Annotated in this window: 14 protein-coding genes and 3 pseudogenes; 12 read left to right on the forward strand and 5 right to left on the reverse strand. The window is 72.1% G+C overall.

Annotated features, from left to right (window positions below; translation table 11 throughout):
- Positions 1-168: 168 nt before the first annotated feature.
- The 4 genes from ACNAVT_RS13985 (at position 169) to ACNAVT_RS14000 (ending at position 4,054) form a co-directional block, all read left to right on the forward strand.
- Positions 169-573 carry a hypothetical protein gene (locus ACNAVT_RS13985; protein ID WP_416296291.1) on the forward strand — a complete coding sequence of 135 codons (405 nt, stop codon included), beginning with the start codon at positions 169-171 and terminating at the stop codon, positions 571-573.
- 315 nt (positions 574-888) lie between these two features.
- The gene (locus ACNAVT_RS13990; protein ID WP_416296292.1) at positions 889-2,367 is read left to right on the forward strand and encodes an NCS2 family permease; all 1,479 of its coding nucleotides are present in this window, start codon (positions 889-891) and stop codon (positions 2,365-2,367) included.
- Between the two features lie 221 nt (positions 2,368-2,588).
- Positions 2,589-3,092, forward strand: a complete 504-nt coding sequence (locus ACNAVT_RS13995; protein WP_416296294.1) for a GNAT family N-acetyltransferase — start codon at positions 2,589-2,591, stop codon at positions 3,090-3,092.
- 164 nt (positions 3,093-3,256) lie between these two features.
- Positions 3,257-4,054, forward strand: a complete 798-nt coding sequence (locus tag ACNAVT_RS14000; RefSeq protein WP_416296296.1) for an alpha/beta fold hydrolase — start codon at positions 3,257-3,259, stop codon at positions 4,052-4,054.
- 19 nt (positions 4,055-4,073) lie between these two features.
- Here the strand turns inward: ACNAVT_RS14000 and ACNAVT_RS14005 are convergent.
- The 3 genes and pseudogenes from ACNAVT_RS14005 to ACNAVT_RS14015 all read right to left on the reverse strand — a co-directional run.
- Positions 4,074-4,301, reverse strand: a pseudogene (locus ACNAVT_RS14005) (sigma factor); the annotation flags it as partial.
- Positions 4,302-4,359: 58 nt separating this feature from the next.
- A complete protein-coding gene (locus ACNAVT_RS14010) occupies positions 4,360-5,295 on the reverse strand; it encodes a phosphotransferase family protein (protein ID WP_416296298.1) in 936 nt (311 codons plus the stop codon).
- A gap of 41 nt (positions 5,296-5,336) precedes the next feature.
- Positions 5,337-5,921 (reverse strand): dihydrofolate reductase family protein, encoded by a 585-nt coding sequence (locus tag ACNAVT_RS14015; protein WP_416296300.1) that lies wholly within the window; start codon positions 5,919-5,921, stop codon positions 5,337-5,339.
- Positions 5,922-6,009: 88 nt separating this feature from the next.
- Between ACNAVT_RS14015 and ACNAVT_RS14020 the strand changes: the two genes are divergently transcribed.
- The 4 genes from ACNAVT_RS14020 (at position 6,010) to ACNAVT_RS14035 (ending at position 11,722) form a co-directional block, all read left to right on the forward strand.
- On the forward strand, positions 6,010-6,585 hold the full coding sequence (locus tag ACNAVT_RS14020) for a TetR/AcrR family transcriptional regulator (protein WP_416296301.1): 576 nt from the start codon (positions 6,010-6,012) through the stop codon (positions 6,583-6,585).
- 72 nt (positions 6,586-6,657) lie between these two features.
- Entirely contained in the window at positions 6,658-7,809 is a 1,152-nt protein-coding gene (locus ACNAVT_RS14025) for a polysaccharide pyruvyl transferase family protein (protein WP_416296303.1), read from the forward strand.
- Positions 7,810-8,507: 698 nt separating this feature from the next.
- Positions 8,508-10,997, forward strand: a complete 2,490-nt coding sequence (locus ACNAVT_RS14030) for a S8 family serine peptidase (RefSeq protein ID WP_416296305.1) — start codon at positions 8,508-8,510, stop codon at positions 10,995-10,997.
- 194 nt (positions 10,998-11,191) lie between these two features.
- Complete coding sequence (locus tag ACNAVT_RS14035) at positions 11,192-11,722, forward strand: hypothetical protein (protein ID WP_416296307.1); 531 nt, start codon at positions 11,192-11,194, stop codon at positions 11,720-11,722.
- Between the two features lie 155 nt (positions 11,723-11,877).
- Here ACNAVT_RS14035 and ACNAVT_RS14040 read toward each other — a convergent pair whose 3' ends face one another.
- The gene (locus tag ACNAVT_RS14040; RefSeq protein WP_416296309.1) at positions 11,878-12,084 is read right to left on the reverse strand and encodes a hypothetical protein; all 207 of its coding nucleotides are present in this window, start codon (positions 12,082-12,084) and stop codon (positions 11,878-11,880) included.
- 82 nt (positions 12,085-12,166) lie between these two features.
- Between ACNAVT_RS14040 and ACNAVT_RS14045 the strand changes: the two genes are divergently transcribed.
- On the forward strand, positions 12,167-12,688 hold the full coding sequence (locus ACNAVT_RS14045; protein WP_416296311.1) for a DinB family protein: 522 nt from the start codon (positions 12,167-12,169) through the stop codon (positions 12,686-12,688).
- Positions 12,689-12,694: 6 nt separating this feature from the next.
- Here ACNAVT_RS14045 and ACNAVT_RS14050 read toward each other — a convergent pair whose 3' ends face one another.
- Complete coding sequence (locus ACNAVT_RS14050; RefSeq protein ID WP_416296313.1) at positions 12,695-13,567, reverse strand: carbohydrate kinase family protein; 873 nt, start codon at positions 13,565-13,567, stop codon at positions 12,695-12,697.
- 63 nt (positions 13,568-13,630) lie between these two features.
- Between ACNAVT_RS14050 and ACNAVT_RS14055 the strand changes: the two are divergent.
- The 3 genes and pseudogenes from ACNAVT_RS14055 to ACNAVT_RS14065 form a co-directional block, all read left to right on the forward strand.
- A pseudogene (locus ACNAVT_RS14055) lies at positions 13,631-14,284 on the forward strand (ATP-dependent helicase); the annotation flags it as partial.
- Between the two features lie 45 nt (positions 14,285-14,329).
- Positions 14,330-16,774: pseudogene (locus ACNAVT_RS14060) on the forward strand (DEAD/DEAH box helicase); the annotation flags it as partial.
- Positions 16,771-17,733 carry an SWIM zinc finger family protein gene (locus ACNAVT_RS14065; RefSeq protein ID WP_416296314.1) on the forward strand — a complete coding sequence of 321 codons (963 nt, stop codon included), beginning with the start codon at positions 16,771-16,773 and terminating at the stop codon, positions 17,731-17,733. The pseudogene ACNAVT_RS14060 and the gene ACNAVT_RS14065, both read left to right, overlap by 4 nt.
- Positions 17,734-17,743 lie beyond the last annotated feature (10 nt).

Here is a 17,743-nt window from a genome sequence, read left to right on the forward strand (position 1 = left end):
GTCACCGGCTGTACGTCCGCGGACCCGCCGGGCCCGGGCCGGTCGGCGGCGACCGTTGCCGGCTCCGGAACCAGCGCTGCGGCGGCGGCTGACGTGGCCGCGTCCGGGGCTTCGCCCGGGGAGGCGGCGGGCCCCCGGCCGGTCCGTTGCGGACCCGGCGAGGCGCACATGACGGAACCGACGCCGGTCCCGCCCGGCCCGGATGACGTCGTCGCCGGGCCGATGACCTGGCGAGGCCTGAAGGCGATGGCGACCGGAGATCCTGCCTCGTTCGGCTACCAGGACGCCGACGGCGGCCACTACAAGATCGGGGCGAGGGTCCGTGCCGGTGCGACCGTCACGGTCACGATCGGAACCGAGGCCCGCGGGTACGCGGCCCTCGCGTACGGCCAGGCATGGGGATACCGGCCGGTCGATGGGGTGACGTTCTCCGCCTGCCCGGATGCCGACACCTGGTTCGTCGGCGGGTTCGTCGTCAAGGGGCACCGGTGCGTGCCGCTGGACGTCACAGCCGACGGCGCCCGGCCGGTGCGCGTCGTGGTCTCGCTGTTCGCCGGACAGTGCCCGAGTTGATCGGGTCGTCCGGTCCGGCCGAGGCCCGGTGGGCGCTGCTCTGCGGCCTGGATCGCCCGCCACCGGCGCCGGGCGTGACCTTGCCCACCCTCTCGGCGGCGTAAGGGCAGGCGACGGTCAGCTGTCGTTACCCGGCGGTTAAACTGGGGGTGCGAAGTCGCTCCCCGACAGGGGTGCGGCTTCGTAGTGCTTCACGGGATCCGTGGAGCCCAGCCGTTCCGACGTTCTCCGGGCCAACCGAATCGGGACGACTGCACCCCCACCGCCCGACCGGTGCGTCCGGCGGGCCAACCCGGAACGGAGTACGTCCACGCCATGAGCGTGACTGTGCAGGAACCTGCTGCCCCGGTCGAGTCGGCGGAACCCGCCGAGCGCGGCCGCCTCGACCGCTTCTTCGAGATCACCCGCCGGGGTTCGACGGTCAAGCGCGAGGTGCTCGCGGGGATCACCACCTTCGCGGCGATGTCGTACATCGTCGTGCTCAACCCGCTGATCATCGGCACCGCGCCCGACAAGCACGGCACCCTGCTCGGCATGGGGCCGGTCGCCGGGGTCACCTGCCTCGTCGCGGCGGTCATGACGATCATGATGGGTGTCGTCGGCCGGGTGCCGTTCGCCGTGGCGACCGGCCTGGGCCTGAACGCCTTCGTCGCATACGCCGTCGCCTCCCAGATGAGCTGGGCCGAGGCGATGGGTCTGGTCGTCATCGAAGGTCTGATCATCACCGTGCTGGTGTTGACCGGCTTCCGGAAGGCCGTATTCCGGGCCATCCCGGCCTCGCTGAAGTCGGCCATCGCTGCCGGTATCGGCCTGTTCATCGCCATGATCGGCTTCGTCGACGGCGGCCTGGTCCGGGCCGGCAGCGGCGTGCCGGTGCAGCTCGGCGGTGACGGCACCCTGCGCGGCTGGCCCACGGTCATCTTCCTGGTCGGCCTGCTGCTCACCGGCATCCTGGTCGCTCGGAAGGTGAAGGCCGGCGTGCTGATCGGCATCGTCGTCACCACCGTCCTCGCGGCGATCGTCAACGCCTTCGCCAAGCCGGGCGGGGCCTTCCTCCCCGACGGCAAGCCCAACCCGGACGGGTGGCGGCTCAACGTCCCCACCCTGCCGGACCCGCTCTGGCAGAAGCCCGACCTGCACCTGCTCGGCAACGTGTCGTTCAGCGCGTTCGCCCACGTCGGCGTGATGACCGCGCTGCTGCTGGTCTTCACCCTGGTCCTCGCGGACTTCTTCGACGTGATGGGCACGACCGTCGGTCTGGCCAAGCAGGCCGGCCTCACCAATGCGGACGGCACCGACATGCCCCGGCTGGGCAAGGTGCTCTTCGTCGACGGTGTCGCCGCTGTCGCCGGTGGCGCGGGCAACGCCTCCTCGGCCACCACGTACGTCGAGTCCTCCTCGGGCATCGCGGACGGTGGGCGTACCGGCCTGACCAGCGTGGTCACCGGCGTGCTCTTCCTCGGCGCGCTGCTGCTCACCCCGATGGTGTCGCTGGTGCCGAGCGAGGCCGCCGGCCCGGCCCTCGTCATCGTCGGCGCGCTGATGATCCGCCAGGTCAAGGACATCGACTTCACCGACGTGGGCGTCGCGGTCCCGGCCTTCCTGACCATGACCCTCATGCCGTTCACCTACTCGATCACCAACGGCATCGGCGCCGGCTTCGTCAGCTGGGTGGCGATCCGGGTGGCCCAGGGCAAGGCCCGGCAGATCCACCCGCTGATGTGGGCGGTCTCCGCCGCGTTCGTGATCTACTTCGGCATCAACCTGGTCAAGGCCGTCACCGGCGTCAGCTGACCCGTCCTCGTCGCGCCCCCGCTGCCCCCTGGCCCGAGGCAGCGGGGGCGCGCCGTATCCGGATCATGGGTTAGAGTGCCGTCGCGCGGACACGCGACCGTCGTGGGCGCAGGGGAGATGAGGCCATGGACCGCCATGAGCTTCCTTTCTCGTGCCCTCTTCCGGGTCGCGCGCGCTGACCGACCGCGACCCGGGTCGCTCCACGACCTTGGAGAATCGCGTTGTCCTTTCCTGACCTGACCACCGACCGACTCGTGCTGCGTCTGTGGCCCGCCGAGGAGGCCGCCGTCGCCGCCGCCGGCGAGCGCTGCCCGCACTGGGCAGCGGACTTCCCCGGCGAGGCCGACCGCATGATCGCCGGCCGGCTCACCAGCGAGCCGGAACGGCCGCACGGGCACTACCAGATGATCGAACGGGAAACCGGCCTGACCGTGGGCGCCATCGGCCTGAAATGGCCGCCCACCGACGGGTCGGTCGAGTTCGGCTACGGCATCGCCCCGTCCCGACGCTGCCGGGGTTACACCACCGAGGCCGCCCGCGCGCTGGTCGCGTTCGCCCTCACGGCACCCGGTGTGGACGAGGTGTACGCCACCGTGGACCCGGCAAACCGGCCGTCGGTGCGGGTGCTGGAGAAGGCCGGCCTGCGCCGGGACGGCACGGTCCACAGTGACGAAGGCCTGCTGCACCGGTACGTGCTCACCGCCGTCGAGCTGATTGCACGGTGATCCGACGGCCCGGCGGCGGGGGTGTCCCGCCGCCGGGCCGCCGCGTTCGAAAGTGATCATCGGTCGACGGACGAATACGACGCGGCGTCGATGTTCCACCTCCGAAGCGGCCACCGACGGGTAGTGGGTGCGGGAAGCTGGGCCGAACCGACGGAGGTAACCGGATGAGCTACGCGGACGTCAACGGGGTGCGGCTCTGGTACGAGGTCCACGGGACCGGCCGGCCGCTGGTGCTGCTGCACGGCGGCTACGGTGCGGTGGAGCTGTTCGCGCCGATCCTGCCCGCCCTCTCCGCCCGCCGGCAGGTGATCGCGGTCGACCTCCAGGGGCACGGCCGCACCGCCGACGTGGACCGCCCGCTGCGGTACGAGTCGATGGCCGACGACATCGCCGCGCTGCTGCGCCACCTCGAGCTGCCCGAGGCCGACCTGCTGGGCTACTCGCTCGGCGGCGGGGTGGCTCTGCGTACCGCGATCCAGCACCCCGACCGGGTCCGCCGCCTGGTGCTGGTCTCCACCCCGTTCCGGCGGCGCGGCTGGTATCCGGAGGTGCTGGCCGCGATGGCCGCCCAGGACGAGCGGGTCGCCGAGCAGATGCGCGGCACCCCGCCCCACGAGCTCTATGAGCGGGTGGCCCCGCGCCCGCAGGACTGGCCGACGCTCTGGGCCAAGACCGGTGAGCTGCTGCGCCGCGAGTACGACTGGTCCGCCGAGGTGGCCGCCCTCGCCCTGCCGGTGCTGCTGGTCTTCGCCGACGCCGACTCGATCCCGGTCAGCCACGTGGCGGAGTTCTTCGGGCTGCTGGGTGGCGGGCACCGGGACGCCGGCTGGGACGGCAGTGACCGCCCGGCCTCCCGGCTGGCCGTGCTGCCCGGCCTGACTCACTACGACATCGTCGGCTCACCGGCGCTGCCCGCCGTCGCACTGCCGTTCCTCACCCACGAGGTCCGCGCGCCCGCCTGACAAATCGGCGTATTCGGAACTCCGCCACCCGGCGCCGGCGCCACCAGGACACCTGCTGGTGGTACATGACCCGGCGCACGTAAGCCTCCGGGTCGCCACCGCGGATCCGCCGCCAGTGCCGGTACGTCCGGGCCAGCGCACTCTGCAACAGGTCCTCGGCGAGCTGGTGGTCCCCGGTGAGCAGGTATGCGGTCCGCGACAGCGCCGCCGACCGCTGCACCACGAACTCGTGGAACGTCTCCGACATGCCCACCCCCTCGCCCTCTACAGGCGCGTCCCGCCCGCCGGATGGTTGAGGAGGACGATCAGGGCAGCCGACGGGCGAGCCAGCGCAGCAGCTCCTCGCCCTGGAACCGCTGGAACGCCCGCACCGTGGGGATGCCGGGCGGCGGTGGCCGCCGGGCCGCGTCGAGGAAGAAGCCGGTGAACCCGGCCAGCACCCCGGTCAGGTCGGCCGGGTCGACCCCGGCGGCGAGCGGCAGGTCGCGTAGCAGCGCCTCGGGGTCGTGCCCGCCGTACACCTGCACGTTGATCAGGATCATCAGGCTGTCCAGCCACGCCGGCCCCCGGCAGGCCCACGGCCAGTCGACCACGGTGACCGTGCCGTCCGGGCCGACCAGCAGGTTGTCGGCCCGGACGTCCAGGTGGCACAGCGTCTCGCCGGCCAGCGCGGCCAGCCCGCGCTCGGCCGCGGCGCACAGCTCCGGCAGTCGGGCCCGCGCCCACGGGTCCAGGTCGTCCGGCGGCTCCTCGACGATCCGCCGCCAGCCGGCGAAGTTCGGCGCGAGCGCGGCGGCCGCCACGGGCGCCGCCGGGACCGGCGCCGGGGTGAGGGCCCCGACCATCGTCTTCAGGGTGGACAGCACGGCGGTCAACTCGTCGGCGTCCCAGGGGGTCACCGGGTGCCGGCCCTCGACGTCGGTGAAGACCAGCGCCACCCAGTCACCGTCGTCGTAGCTGCCGAGCAGCCGGGGCGCGGGCGTGGCCGGCGGCAGGGCGGCGGCGATCAGCGCCTCCGTGCGGTGAAGGATCGGACTGCGGTCGTTCTGTGCCGGGCTGACTGCCTTCACGAAGGCGCGTTCGCCGCCGGCGGTGCGTACCCGGTCGGCGGTGCCGGGGGAGAAGCCGCCCGGCTGCGAGACGGCCTCCACCACCCGGTCACCGAGGATCTCCTCCACCGCGGCCCGGACCGTGTCCGGCAGGTCGCTCCAGCGGATCCGGCTCTTCGTCGCGCTCGTCACCGGTCCACCGTGCGGCGAGGTGTCCGCCCCGGGCAATCCGATTACCGCGCCGCGGCGGTGTAGCGGAGGATGACCAGCCCACTGTCGAACGGGCGCGCCTCGACCAGGGTGAAGCGGTGCGGGGCGAAGCCCCGGTCGGCCAGCGGGATGCCGCTGCCGGCCACGATCGGGTTCAGCTTGACCACCAGCTCGTCCACCTCGTCGAGGAGTTGGCCGGCGAGCTGCCCGCCGCCGCAGAGCCAGATGTCCCCGCCCGGCTGCCGCTTCAGCTCGCGGACGAAGGCCGCCGGGTCGCTGTCGACGATCTCCACCTGCGGGTCGTCGGACGGAGGCAGCGAGCGGGAGAAGACGTACTGCTTCAGGTGGGCGTACGGGCTGGTGACGCCCATCTTCAGCGCCGGGTCGTACGTGCCGCGCCCCATCACCAGGGCGTCGAAGCGGCCCGCGGGTGGCGAGTCGATGCCGAAGTGGGGCTGGGCGAGCGTGGGGAAGGTCTGGGGCCATTCGGCGGCCAGGTGGGCCAGCACCTCTGGCTCCGGCACCAGTGGGAAGAAGTCGTAGGACCCGTCGGGGGCGGCGATGAAGCCGTCGAGGGTGCTGGCGACGTAGTACACGAGCTTGCGCAAACCTGCTCCGATGTTCGGTTGAACCACGACGGCTGTCGTGGTTGTTCGAATGTACAACACCTGTCGTGGTTATTGCTAGGGTGGTTCCGTGGCCAGGAATCCGGAACGACGTAACCTCCTCGCCGACGCCGGGCTGCGCGTGCTCGCCGCGTCGGGCGCACGCGGGCTCACCCACCGAGCGGTCGACGCCGAGGCCGGCGTGCCGACCGGCACCGCCTCCAACTACTTCCCGTCCCGGGCGGCGCTGCTCGCCGGCCTCGCCGAGCGGATCTTCGGCCGGATGGCGCCCGACCCGGCGGTCCTGGCCGACCTCGGGCGGCGCGAACCGTCGCTCGCTCTGGTGACCGACTACCTGCGGTACGTCGTCGAGCGCACCACCCGCGAGCCGGAGCTGACCCGCGCGCTGTTCGAGCTGCGGCTGGAGGCCTCCCGCCGTCCCGAGCTGCGCCGCGCCCTCGGCGACGTGCTCCGCCAGGGGTACGCCGACGACGTCGCCTTCCACGTCGCGGCCGGGTTGCCCGGCGGCGCGTTCGAGGTGGCCCTGCTGCACTACGCGGTGGACGGGCTTCTGCTCGACCATCTGGCCACCTCGATCGACGCCGGGTTCGACGCCGACCAGGTGGTTTCCGCCCTGGTCTCCCGTCTGGTCGGCGCGGCGGGCTGAGCCCACCCCCCCAGGTGTGTCCACCGGTGCAGCGGGAAACCGGCGCGGAATGCCCCTGGGGAGGAGCGACGGATGACGGATGACGTCGGACTGACCATCGGTGTGCTCGGTTCGTACGGCGGCCGCAACCTCGGCGACGAGGCGATCCTCAGCGGTCTCCTGGCCGACCTGCGCCAGCAGGAGCCGAACGGCCGGATCATCGTCTTCTCCCGGGATCCCGCGCACACCGCGCTGGCCCACCCGGACGTGGAAGCGGTGCCCTGGGAGGGCGTCAGTCGGGCCGACGCGTCGGTGATCCTGGGCCAGTTGGACCTGCTGATCCTCGGTGGCGGCGGCATCCTCTACGACCGGGAGGCCCGCCGCTACCTGCGGGTGGTCCGGGTCGCCCAGGAACGCGGCCTGCCGCTGCTCACGTACGCGGTCGGCGTCGGCCCGCTCAGCGACAGCGTGGACACCGGGATGGTGCGGGAGACCCTGGCCGGCGCGATCGAGGTGACCGTGCGCGACCAGGAGTCCCGGATGGTGCTGGAGGAGGCCGGGCTGCTGAACCCCATCACGGTCACCGCTGACCCGGCGTTCCTGCTGGAACCGGAGGACTTCCCGGCGAGCTGGCTGCGCGAGGAGGGTGTTCCGGCGGGCCGGCGGCTGGTCGGGCTGAGCGTGCGGGAGCCGGGCCGCGCCGCGGAACGCCTCGACGTCGACGGCTACCACCGGCTGCTCGCCCAGATCGGCGACTTCCTGGTGCACCGGATAGACGCGTACGTGCTCTTCGTGCCGATGGAACGCGACGACATCCGGCACTCGCACGGAGTGATGTCGCACATGATCGCTGCAGAGCGGGGGCGGATCCTGCACGGCGACTACAACCCTCGGCAGGTCCTCGGCCTGATGCGCCACTTCGACCTGGCGGTCGGCATGCGGCTGCACTTCCTGATCTTCGCCGCCATGATCGGCACGCCCTTTCTGCCCCTGCCCTACGCCGGGAAGGTCTTCGACCTGGCCCAGCGGCTCGGGGTCCCGGCGCTGCGCGGCGTGGAACGCGAGGTGGAGGGCCCGTTGCTGGCCGAGGTCGACCTGCTGTGGGACGAGCGGGAGTCGCGGGCCGACGAGACCGCGCGCAAGGTCGCCGAGGTGTGCGAGCAGGCCCGGGGCACCTCGCAGGTCACCCGGGGCGTGCTGGAGAGCGTCCGGTCCCGGAAGCTGACCCGCGTCGGCGTCGCCTGAGGCCCCGACCCGTACGGGTGCGTTCAGACCCGGATCCGCGGATAGGAATACAACACCGCGTGGCAGTGCCCCGGTGGCCCGCCCCGGCGCCCGGCTTTCCAACTCCGCGTCGGACGCGATCCACCGGGCCCTCCGCCGCGATCAGACGAGGTACGACGCGCTCGTGCAGGACGCTCTGGACTACCGCATGGAGCAGGTCGGGCGGGCACTAGCGGTACTTGACCGTCTGCACTCCTCCCAACTGCCCGAGGTGCACCGCGAGCTGGAGGGCGACGCCCAGCCAGCTCCTGCGAGGTTGTTCTCGGGGACGTCTCACAAGCTGGGTGCCCTGGGCGAGCGCCGGCGACTGCTCGACCACCTCGGAGCCGCCGGCAACCCGCGCATGGCCCACCGCCTACGAGGGCAACGAGACGAGCTGCCTGAGCGCTCGTTCTGTGCTCTGTCAATGACCGATCGCTCCTGAATCGACGATCCGGTCGTCGCAAACGCGAATCGGGTCGGCTCGCGGTCCAGCGCCGGCGGCAACCGTGCGACAGGCGTAGGAGCCGACGGCGGCCATCTTCCACAGGTGTCCGATGAGTTGCCGCACGTCGGTCCGTAGGTTCGGTTCGATCGTTGTGGCGACTGACCCGTGTCTATGCCGACGAGGGACCTCGAGCCGCTGGTCAACGGGTGGTGTGGGGAGGAGGAGCACGCAGATGCGAAGAGGGAAGCTTGCCGGGCGCGGCTCGGTGCTGGCCTTGGCGGTCGTGGCCGCCGGCCTGCCGGCGACCGGCGCCCTGGCCGGGCCGGGGGCCGACGAACGCCCGGCCAGCACGCAGTGGTCGTACCCGGAAGACTGCGCGCAGTGGTCGTACCCGGAAGACCCGGGCTTTGTCGCCAAGAGTCCAGGGGAACTAGATGCCGCTAAAGCCAGTTGGGAAACGCCGGAATATGGTTATTATACCGGCCATAATCCTTCTACTCCTGGCACAGCGGTCAATTCCCCATGGCAGCTCGCCGCGGTAAACGCGTCCACCGCCTACGCCCTGGGGTACTGCGGGCAGGGCGTCACGCTGGGCATGATGGATTCCGGCTACAGGCCTACACACGAAGCATTTCAGACCGAGCTGATCGATTCGGTGACAGGGGAGGGTGTCTACGGCACGTCCGGCTACGGGTATCGTGGCGCGACCCCGACGAACCCCTTTACTGCGGGTGAGTGGTTCACTGTGGCCGGTGATCAGGCGAGAACAAGTGACTACTCGCACGGGACCGGTATGCTTGGGGTTACCTCCGGCATGCGCGATGGTGTAGACCAGCACGGCATCGCCTTTGGATCGAAGATGTATGTTGCCAAGACCGGCGGTTCCGATAGCCAGTCCCACGGTCCCTTCCACGATTACGTGTACTGGTATACAGCCAACAAGGCCTTGGTCGACGCAGGCGCCCAGGTCATCAACAGCAGTTGGGGCTCTTATGTCCAGACTCTTGACAGAGCCCGCTATGACGGCTTAGGAAACGACCTTGGAGTCAACGGCAACCGCGCCAACGCTTACCAACTGCCTGGCAAAGACAGCGCCAGCGCCACGGCAATGGCGACCATTATCCCCAACGAGTACCTGAAGGATCTGGAGTACCAGTATTTCTTCTTCAAGAAAAGCTATTCGGAAGGCGGCATTCAATACAATCCGAACTACCCCGGACGTTCCTTCATGGACGCCATCTGGGACGCCATCAAGGACAGCGGTACCGTCAACGCAAGGTCGGCCGGCAACAACGACTGGAGCAACCCGTATTTTCGCCCGGCGTATCCCCTCTTCAATCCCTTGGCGGAAAAGCAGTGGATAGCCGTCGGCGGGGTGCAACCGCCCACTGCGACCGATCCCGAATACACAAAGCAGTTCGGGTATAACGAGGCGGGGCTCGCCAAATGGTGGAACGTGTCTACCCCTTCAAACAACGTTCGGACCACGAGCAGCGCTGGTGACACTAACTATTCAAACTCAAGCGGCACGTCACCGGCAACGCCCGTTGCGACAGCGGTGATGGGGGTTCTGCTCTCCCGCTATCCGAACATGGACGCCAAGCAGGTGCGTGACCTGATGTTCACCACGGCGAACAACAAGATGTCCGACGGCGTGAGATTCCTCGGCACCGGGCAAACCTCCCCCTCCGGGGCATCCATCGCCTGGACCGCTCCCGACGGTCTTCCGGACGATCGCTGGGGCTGGGGGATTCCCGATCTGGCCAAGGGCATGTACGGCCCTGGCCAGCTCCTGAGCCCCATGACCTACAACATGGATAAAGCGCCCTTGGACGTCTGGTCGAACGACATCAGCCAGATCGCGATCAAGGAAAGGGAAAGGGAAGATCTGGAGTGGCTGGCGGGCTACAAGGAGCAAGGCATTGCCTACGCCGGTGAATTCAGCCCCAACGTGCTGAACCGGGACGGCACGCTTGACGAACAGGCCTTCATGCTTCAGGGCATTCTGGGTGATCCTCACATCCAAGCTATCACTAACGGCCATCCCGAGTTGTACGACAAGATCACCTATGAGGACGCCGTCAAGTGGCGCAAGGAATGGATGGACGAGCGGGCGGCCTACATTCAGAACAACATCGACAACAACCTCTACACGGCTTCTCTGACCAAGCAAGGCCCCGGGACGCTGATCATGACGGGCGACGACACCTACGAGGGCGGCACGACGGTTGAAGGCGGCAAGCTTTCGATCACCGGCTCGCACGCAAGCTCGATCGCCGTCAAGGGCGGCACGCTCGGCGGCAGTGGCAGCGTGGGTGACAGCGTGACCGTCACCAGCGGCGTGCTGCGGCCCGGGCTCGCGTCCGACGAGGCCGCGCAGCTCACCGGCACCTCCGCGGGCAACGCCCTGACCGTCGGCGGGAACGTGACCATCGGCAGGCAGGGTCGCGTCGCCGTCACGATCTCCGGCGACCGGGACTACACGAGCGTCCGGGCGGCGGGCGAGCTGGTGCTGGACGGCGAGCTGGACCTGGACGTGCGGGGCAAGCTGACGCCAGGCACCGTGTTCACGATCATGAGCGGTAGCTCGATCAAGGGCGCCTTCCACGCGCTGCCCGAGAACCGGGCCCTGAACGTGGGCGGTTACCTGTTCCGGGTGTCCTACAAGAACAACAGCATGACGCTGACCGTCATGCACCCGGTGCCGAACAACGGGAAGTAGGCCGTGATCTGCGGCTTGACCATGGTCGAGCCGTGGTGAAGGGACCGTGAGGAAAGGCGGGCCGCGACGCCGAGATCGGCGTCGCGGCCCACCAATTCGTCCGGCCCGCCCCGTGCCCCTCATTCCGTGACGGCCGGCGGAGCAGGCGCCTACTGGGCGGGCGCCGCCGGCTCGGAGTCGGCCACCCATCTCGGGTGGGCGTCGACGAACGCGTCGACGGTGTCGTCCCGGACCGCGATGAGGATCCCCGCCCCGGCGCGGGGTCGCTGATCGAACGTAGTGTGGCCACGCTGCGCGCGGCGGGGGTCACCGCCCGGCCGAGGGTCCGCGGTGATGTGGGCTATTTCGCCAAGGACATCGCCTGGGCCGCTGTGGAGGCCGGCTGTGACTTCTCGTTGGGCGTGACCCGTAACCCGGCGGTCTGGCGGGCCGCCGAGGCCATCCCCGATGCCGCCTGGACGAAGGCCAAGCGGATGAAAGGCGCCCAGGTCGCCGTGTGCGACTACGCCCCGGCCGGGTGGCCGATCGGCACCGCGTGCGTGGTGCGGCGGGTCAAGGTCCGCGCCGGCGACATCTCCACCGATCCGCGGGCCCGCCGCCGGCGCACCATCCCAAGGGTCAACTCGCCCTCGCCCTGGACGGTCTCGTCGGACACGTGTACGCGTACTCAACAGCTACTGGCCCAGGTCCTTGCCCGACTCCGCCGGCTACCCATCTGGACCTGACCACCCGCGGCCCCGCCCGCCCCGACCCAGCCCACGGAGACCAGCGAAACCCGGCGCACCCGGGACACCGGCAGACCCACCGGTCGAAACACCACACCATTAACCGGCCGTCACCGATACGTCTCGATCACACCTCTGCTATCTGAGGATCCGGGTCAGACCGCAGGGCCGCGCCAGGCGTAGACCCACGGGCTGCCGTGTTGGTCGTCCGACTCCAGCTCGTAGATCTGCGCCTCGGCCAGCCCCGCCGGGCCGAGGTGGTGGTGGGTCAGCGGCGGGCGACCGTTGCTGTCCAGTTCGACGGTGACCGTTTCACCGTCGGCCGTACCGCCCACCAGGGGGATCTGCACCGTCGAAGCCATGCGCCCATCCTGCCCCCGAGACCGCCGTCCCGCAGCGGATAGCGGGGCAGCGGGCCACGTCGGCGGGAACTAGGGTCCGGGAATGGCGGACCCGACGATCGACCCCACGCTCGGCCCGGTCCTCGCCCGCACCGGCGACGAGCGGGCCGTACTCGAATCGTTCCTCGACTTCCACCGGGCCATCGTGCTGCGCAAGGTGCGCGGCCTCTCCCAGACCGAGGCGAGCCGGCGCCTGGTGCCCTCCCACACCACCCTCGCCGGCCTGCTCAAACACCTGGCCCTGGTGGAACGGAACTGGTTCCCGGTCCTGTTCACGCCGCAGCCCCGGGACGTCTACCTCACCAGCGAGGAGGAGGCGGTGGCCAGCTTCACCCTCGAACCCGGCGAGACCGTCGACGGGCTCGCCGCGGCGTACGAGGCGGCCTGCGCCCGGTCGCGCGAGGTCGCCGCGCGGTTCGACCTGGACCACGTGGTGCCGCACCCGCAGCTCGGCGAGGTGTCGCTGCGCTGGGTGCTGGTGCACCTGATCGAGGAGACCGCCCGGCACGCCGGGCACGCGGACATCCTCCGCGAGCTGACCGACGGCGAGACCGGGGTGCTCTGACCGGCGTCAGTCCCGGGGCAGCAGGCCGGGCGGATACTCCATCCCGTCGTGGGTGCACGCGGCGGCGGCAACCCGGGCGGCGTACCGGGCGGCGTCGAGCGGGGACGCGCCGCGCAGCCGGGCGGCGATCAGGCCGGCTGCGAAGGCGTCGCCCGCACCGTTGGTGTCCACCACCGGAGCGGGCGGGGTCGCCGCGGGCACCTGGGCCGGCGGGCCGTCCCCGCCGTGCAGGGTCGCGCCGGCCGCCCCGCCGGTCACCAGCACCGTTCGTGGCGCCAGCCCGGCCGCCACCTTCCCGGCCCGGTCGCCGAGCCGGACATCGCTGACGAAGACCAGGTCGGCCGCCTCCGCGAAGGGCCGGTGGTAGTCGTTCTCGCCGTCCCAGTCGTGCAGGTCGGTGGAGAGGGCCGTGCCGGTGCCGAGGGCCGTGCGCAGCTCCGGCAGCACCTGCCGCGCCCAGTCCATGATCGACACGTGTACGTGTGCCGCGTCCCGCACCAGCGCGGCCAGCTCCGCCGGGGCGAACGGCGCCGGGCCGGTCCAGCCGCGCGGGTCGTAGAGGGACATCCGGCGGCCGGCCGGGTCGACCATGTTCACTGACCGGCGGGTGCCAGCCGGGGCGTCGGCCAGCACGGCCCGGACGGAGGTGCGGGCCAGCGCCGCCCGAACCACGTCGCCGGCCGGGTCGGCGCCCAGCACGTCGATCAGCGCCACCCGCAGACCGAGGGCGTGCGCGGCGAGCGCCACCCCGGCGCCGGTGTTGCCGATCCGCAGCTCGATCGGGGGTACGGTCAGCGAGTCGGCGGCTGGCAGCGGAAGCGCGGGAACCCGGGCGCGGATGTCGACCCCCAGGCCACCGATCACGAGCAGATCGACCACGCGGCCGACACTACCGGGCCGGGGCCGCCTATTCTGGCCGCGGGCGTCGTCGAGGGGGAGTGCGTGCTGGTCATCCACGGGCTGTGGCGCCCCGGCGTCGGGCTCGCGGTCTGGGCCGAGGACGGCACCCGGCCGGCCCACGCCCCCCGCCGCTCCGGGCGGCCCCCGCGCGAGCGCCCGCACCCCTTCGCCGCCGACCACGCCAGCCTCGCCGCCGCGCTCGGCGACCCGCCCGCCGTCCCGGCGTCCGTGCTGCTCACCCTGCCCACCCGGGCCGGCTCGCCGCTGGACTCGCCGGAGCTGGTCCGAGCCGCCGTCGGGGAACCGGCGCGCGGCCCGGTCACCCTCGCCGGATGGCGGGTCCCCGCCCTCGCGTACGCCCCGGACGCCGCGTTCGCCCTGCTCCGGGCGCTGAGCCCGGGGGACGCCGTGGCCGGGGCGAGTCTGCGCCACCTGGCCGAGCTGGCCGACTTCGCCGCCGACCTGGTCGCCCGCGGCCGGCTCCTGCCCGGCGTGGCCGAGCCGCCCCCGCCGGACCCGGCCGGTGCCGCCGGACCCGAGCTGGGCAGGCGCCCCCGGCGTCGCCTGCGCCCGGTGGACGGCTCGGACGTGGTCACCACGCGGGCGGTCTGGCGGCCCCTGCTCACCGGCACGGACGCCGCCTGGGCGCGTTCGCTCGCCCTCGCCCTGCCCCCGGCCGCCCGCGCCGCCGTCGAGTGGGAGGTCACCGGGGCCGACGTGGCCGCGGCGCCGGGCGGCACCGAGGCGGGGGAGTTGGTCGCCGAGGCGCTGGACGCGCTGACCGACGCGGCCGCCCGGGCCGTCCTGGCCGACACCCTGCTGCACCGGGGCATGCGGCCGGGTGGGCCGGTGCCCCCCTGGCTGGCCGCGCTGACCGGGCCGGAGCGCGTCTTCACCACCGAGCCGGCCGCCCTGGACATCCTGCGCGCCGAGCTGGACGCCTGGCAGCGTGACGCCGCCGGCGGCGCGGTACGCGCCGCCTTCCGCCTGGTCGAGCCGGCCGTCGATCCCGTGGCCGAGCTGGTCGAGGGAGGTTCCTGGCGGGTCGAGTTCGGCCTGCAACCGGCTGACGAGCCGGGCCTGGTGGTCGACGCGGGGCACGTCTGGCGAGGGCCGGCGGCCGCGCTCGCCGGCCGTGGGGTCGACCCGCAGGAGACCCTCCTGGCCGAGTTGGGCCGGGCCAGCCGGCTCTGGCCGGAACTGGAGGACGCGCTGCGGACCGCCACGCCGGAGGGGACGGACCTGGACGCGGACGGCGCACACCGGTTCCTCCGCGAGGGCGCGCCGGTGCTGCACGCGGCCGGCTTCGGGGTGCTCCTGCCCTCGTGGTGGCGGCGGCCCTCGTCGCGCCTCGGCGCCCGGCTGCGGGCCCGCAGCCGTACCGCCCCCGGCACGGTCGCCGTCGCGGCGGGTGGGCTGGGGCTGGACGCCCTGGTGGACTACCGCTGGGAGGTGGCTCTCGGCGATCAGCCGCTCACCGCCGAGGAGCTGGCCTCGCTGGCCGAGCTGAAGTCGCCGCTGGTCCGGTTGCGCGGACGCTGGGTCGAGCTGGACCCGGAGCGGCTTGCCGCCGGGCTGCGGCTGCTCCGCTCGGCCGGCGAACTGACCGTGGCCGACCTGCTCCGAATGGGCCTGGCCGGGGCCGACCGCTCCGACGAGCTGCCGGTGCTGGAGGTGACCGCCGACGGCGCGCTGGGCGAGCTGCTGGCCGGGGAGGCGGAGCGGCGTCTCGTCCCGGCCGACCCACCGCCCGGGTTCGCCGGGACGCTGCGGCCGTACCAGCGGCGCGGGCTGGCCTGGCTGGCGTTCCTCCAGTCGCTCGGGCTGGGCGGGATCCTCGCCGACGACATGGGGCTGGGCAAGACCGTGCAACTGCTCGCCCTGCTCGCCGGGGACCCGCCGGAGGCCGGGCCGACGCTGCTGGTCTGTCCGATGTCGCTGGTCGGCAACTGGCAGCGGGAGGCGGCCCGGTTCACGCCGGCGCTGCGCGTACACGTGCACCACGGGGCCGAACGGGCCCGGGGCGCAAAGTTCGCCGCGGCCGTGCACGCGGCGGACCTGGTCCTCACCACCTACTCGGTGGCCGCCCGGGACGCGTTCGAGCTGGCCGGCATCGACTGGCACCGGGTGGTGGTCGACGAGGCGCAGGCCATCAAGAACGCCGCCACCCGGCAGGCCGAGGCGGTCCGGTCGCTGCCGGCGCGGCACCGGGTCGCGGTGACCGGCACACCGGTGGAGAACCGGCTCGCGGACCTCTGGTCGATCATGCAGTTCGCCAACCCCGGCCTGCTCGGCCCGGCCGCCACGTTCCGCAAGCGGTTCGCCGAGCCGATCGAGCGGCATGGGGACGCCGAGGTGGCCGAACGGCTGCGCCGCGTCACCGGCCCGTTCGTGCTGCGCCGGCTCAAGACGGACGCGTCGATCATCTCCGACCTGCCCGAGAAGCTGGAGATGGAGGTGCTCTGCAACCTCACCGCCGAGCAGGCCGCGCTGTACCGGGCGGTGGTCGACGACATGATGGCGAAGATCGAGTCCAGCGACGGGATGGAGCGCCGCGGCCTGGTGCTGGCCACCATGACCCGGCTCAAGCAGGTCTGCAACCACCCGGCGCAGCTGCTGCACGACGGCTCCGGCCTGCCCGGCCGCTCCGGCAAGCTGGAACGGCTCGAGGAGATCGTCGACGAGGTCCTCGCCGCGGGGGAGAAGGCCCTGCTCTTCACCCAGTACGCCGAGTTCGGCGGGATGCTGCGCGGGCACCTGTCCGCCCGCACCGGCCGGGAGGTGCTGTTCCTGCACGGCGGGGTGGGCAAGGCCGAGCGGGACGCCATGGTGACCCGGTTCCAATCCTCGGACGGCCCGCCGCTGTTCGTGCTGTCGCTCAAGGCCGGCGGCACCGGGCTGACCCTGACGGCGGCGAACCACGTGGTGCACGTGGACCGCTGGTGGAACCCGGCGGTCGAGGACCAGGCCACCGACCGGGCGTTCCGCATCGGCCAGCGCCGCCGGGTGCAGGTACGCAAGTTCGTGTGCGCCGGCACGGTCGAGGAGAAGGTCGCCGCGATGATTGCGGACAAGCGCAGCCTGGCGCAGCGGGTGGTGGGCAGCGGCGAGCAGTGGGTCACCGAACTGTCCACCGAGACGCTGCGGGAGCTGTTCGCGTTGGAGTCCGGAGCGGTGGTGGAATGAGCACTTCGGACGAACGCCCCCGGTTTGCGGAGTTCGGGCCGCCGCGCCGGGTGGAGGGCGGCCTGCGGGCGCGCAGCACCCGAGGCGCCATCGGCCGATCCTGGTGGTCCCGGCGGTTCCTGGAGGTGCTGGAATCCTTCGCGCTCGGCACCCGGCTCACCCGAGGTAGGGCGTATGCGCGCCGCGGCCAGGTGCTCCGGCTCGACGTCGCCCCCGGGCTGGTCACCGCCAGTGTGCAGGGCTCCCGGCCCGACCCGTATCCGGTGCGGATCGGGTTGGCGGCGTACCCGGACGAGGTGTGGGAGCGGATCGAGGCGGACCTGGCCGGGCAGGCGTTCTTCAGCGCCCGGCTGCTCGCCGGCGACCTGCCGGCCGAGTTGGAGGAGTTGTTCGCCGAGGCGGCCGCCCCGCTCTTCCCGGCGGACGTGGATGAGCTGGAGCAGCACTGCGGCTGCCCCGACTTCGCGGTCCCGTGCAAACACCTGGCGGCCACCTTCTACCTGCTCGCCGAGGCGTTCGACGCTGACCCGTTCCAGCTCCTGCACTGGCGTGGCAGAAGCCGGGCCGAGCTGCTGGACCGGCTGCGTACGCTGCGGGGCGCCGCCACCACCGACGGCGCACCGGCCGACCGGATGGTGACGACGGGTGAGCCGGTCGGCCCGGCGGTCGGCCGTGCCGGAGCCGGGGAAGCGGCGTCCCCCGTCGCCGGCGCGCGGCGGGTGCTCGGCGGCCTGCCGTCGGCCCCGCTGGCCGACGCGGTGGATCGGTTCTGGCTGGCCCCGGTGCCGTTGCCCGACCGGCCGCCCACCCTGGTGACCGGGCCGGAGCTGCTGCTGCGCCAGCTCGCCCCGCCCGGGGCCGCGATCGGCGGCCCGGGCCTGGTCGAGCGGCTGCGTCGGGCCTACCGGGAGTTCGGCCGGCCGCGACCGGTGACGGACCCGGACGGGCCGGCGGGCTGACCCCGGCGGC

Source organism: Micromonospora sp. SL4-19, assembly GCF_047921475.1.
In the GTDB taxonomy this organism is placed as follows: domain Bacteria; phylum Actinomycetota; class Actinomycetes; order Mycobacteriales; family Micromonosporaceae; genus Micromonospora.

Coding starts and splice junctions, on each gene's coding strand:
- ACNAVT_RS13985 (WP_416296291.1), top strand. CDS start 169: ATGACGGAACCGACGCCGGTCCCGCCCGGCCCGGATGACGTCGTCGCC.
- ACNAVT_RS13990 (WP_416296292.1), top strand. CDS start 889: ATGAGCGTGACTGTGCAGGAACCTGCTGCCCCGGTCGAGTCGGCGGAA.
- ACNAVT_RS14000 (WP_416296296.1), top strand. CDS start 3,257: ATGAGCTACGCGGACGTCAACGGGGTGCGGCTCTGGTACGAGGTCCAC.
- ACNAVT_RS14025 (WP_416296303.1), top strand. CDS start 6,658: ATGACGGATGACGTCGGACTGACCATCGGTGTGCTCGGTTCGTACGGC.
- ACNAVT_RS14030 (WP_416296305.1), top strand. CDS start 8,508: ATGCGAAGAGGGAAGCTTGCCGGGCGCGGCTCGGTGCTGGCCTTGGCG.
- ACNAVT_RS14040 (WP_416296309.1), bottom strand. CDS start 12,084: ATGGCTTCGACGGTGCAGATCCCCCTGGTGGGCGGTACGGCCGACGGT.
- ACNAVT_RS14045 (WP_416296311.1), top strand. CDS start 12,167: ATGGCGGACCCGACGATCGACCCCACGCTCGGCCCGGTCCTCGCCCGC.
- ACNAVT_RS14065 (WP_416296314.1), top strand. CDS start 16,771: ATGAGCACTTCGGACGAACGCCCCCGGTTTGCGGAGTTCGGGCCGCCG.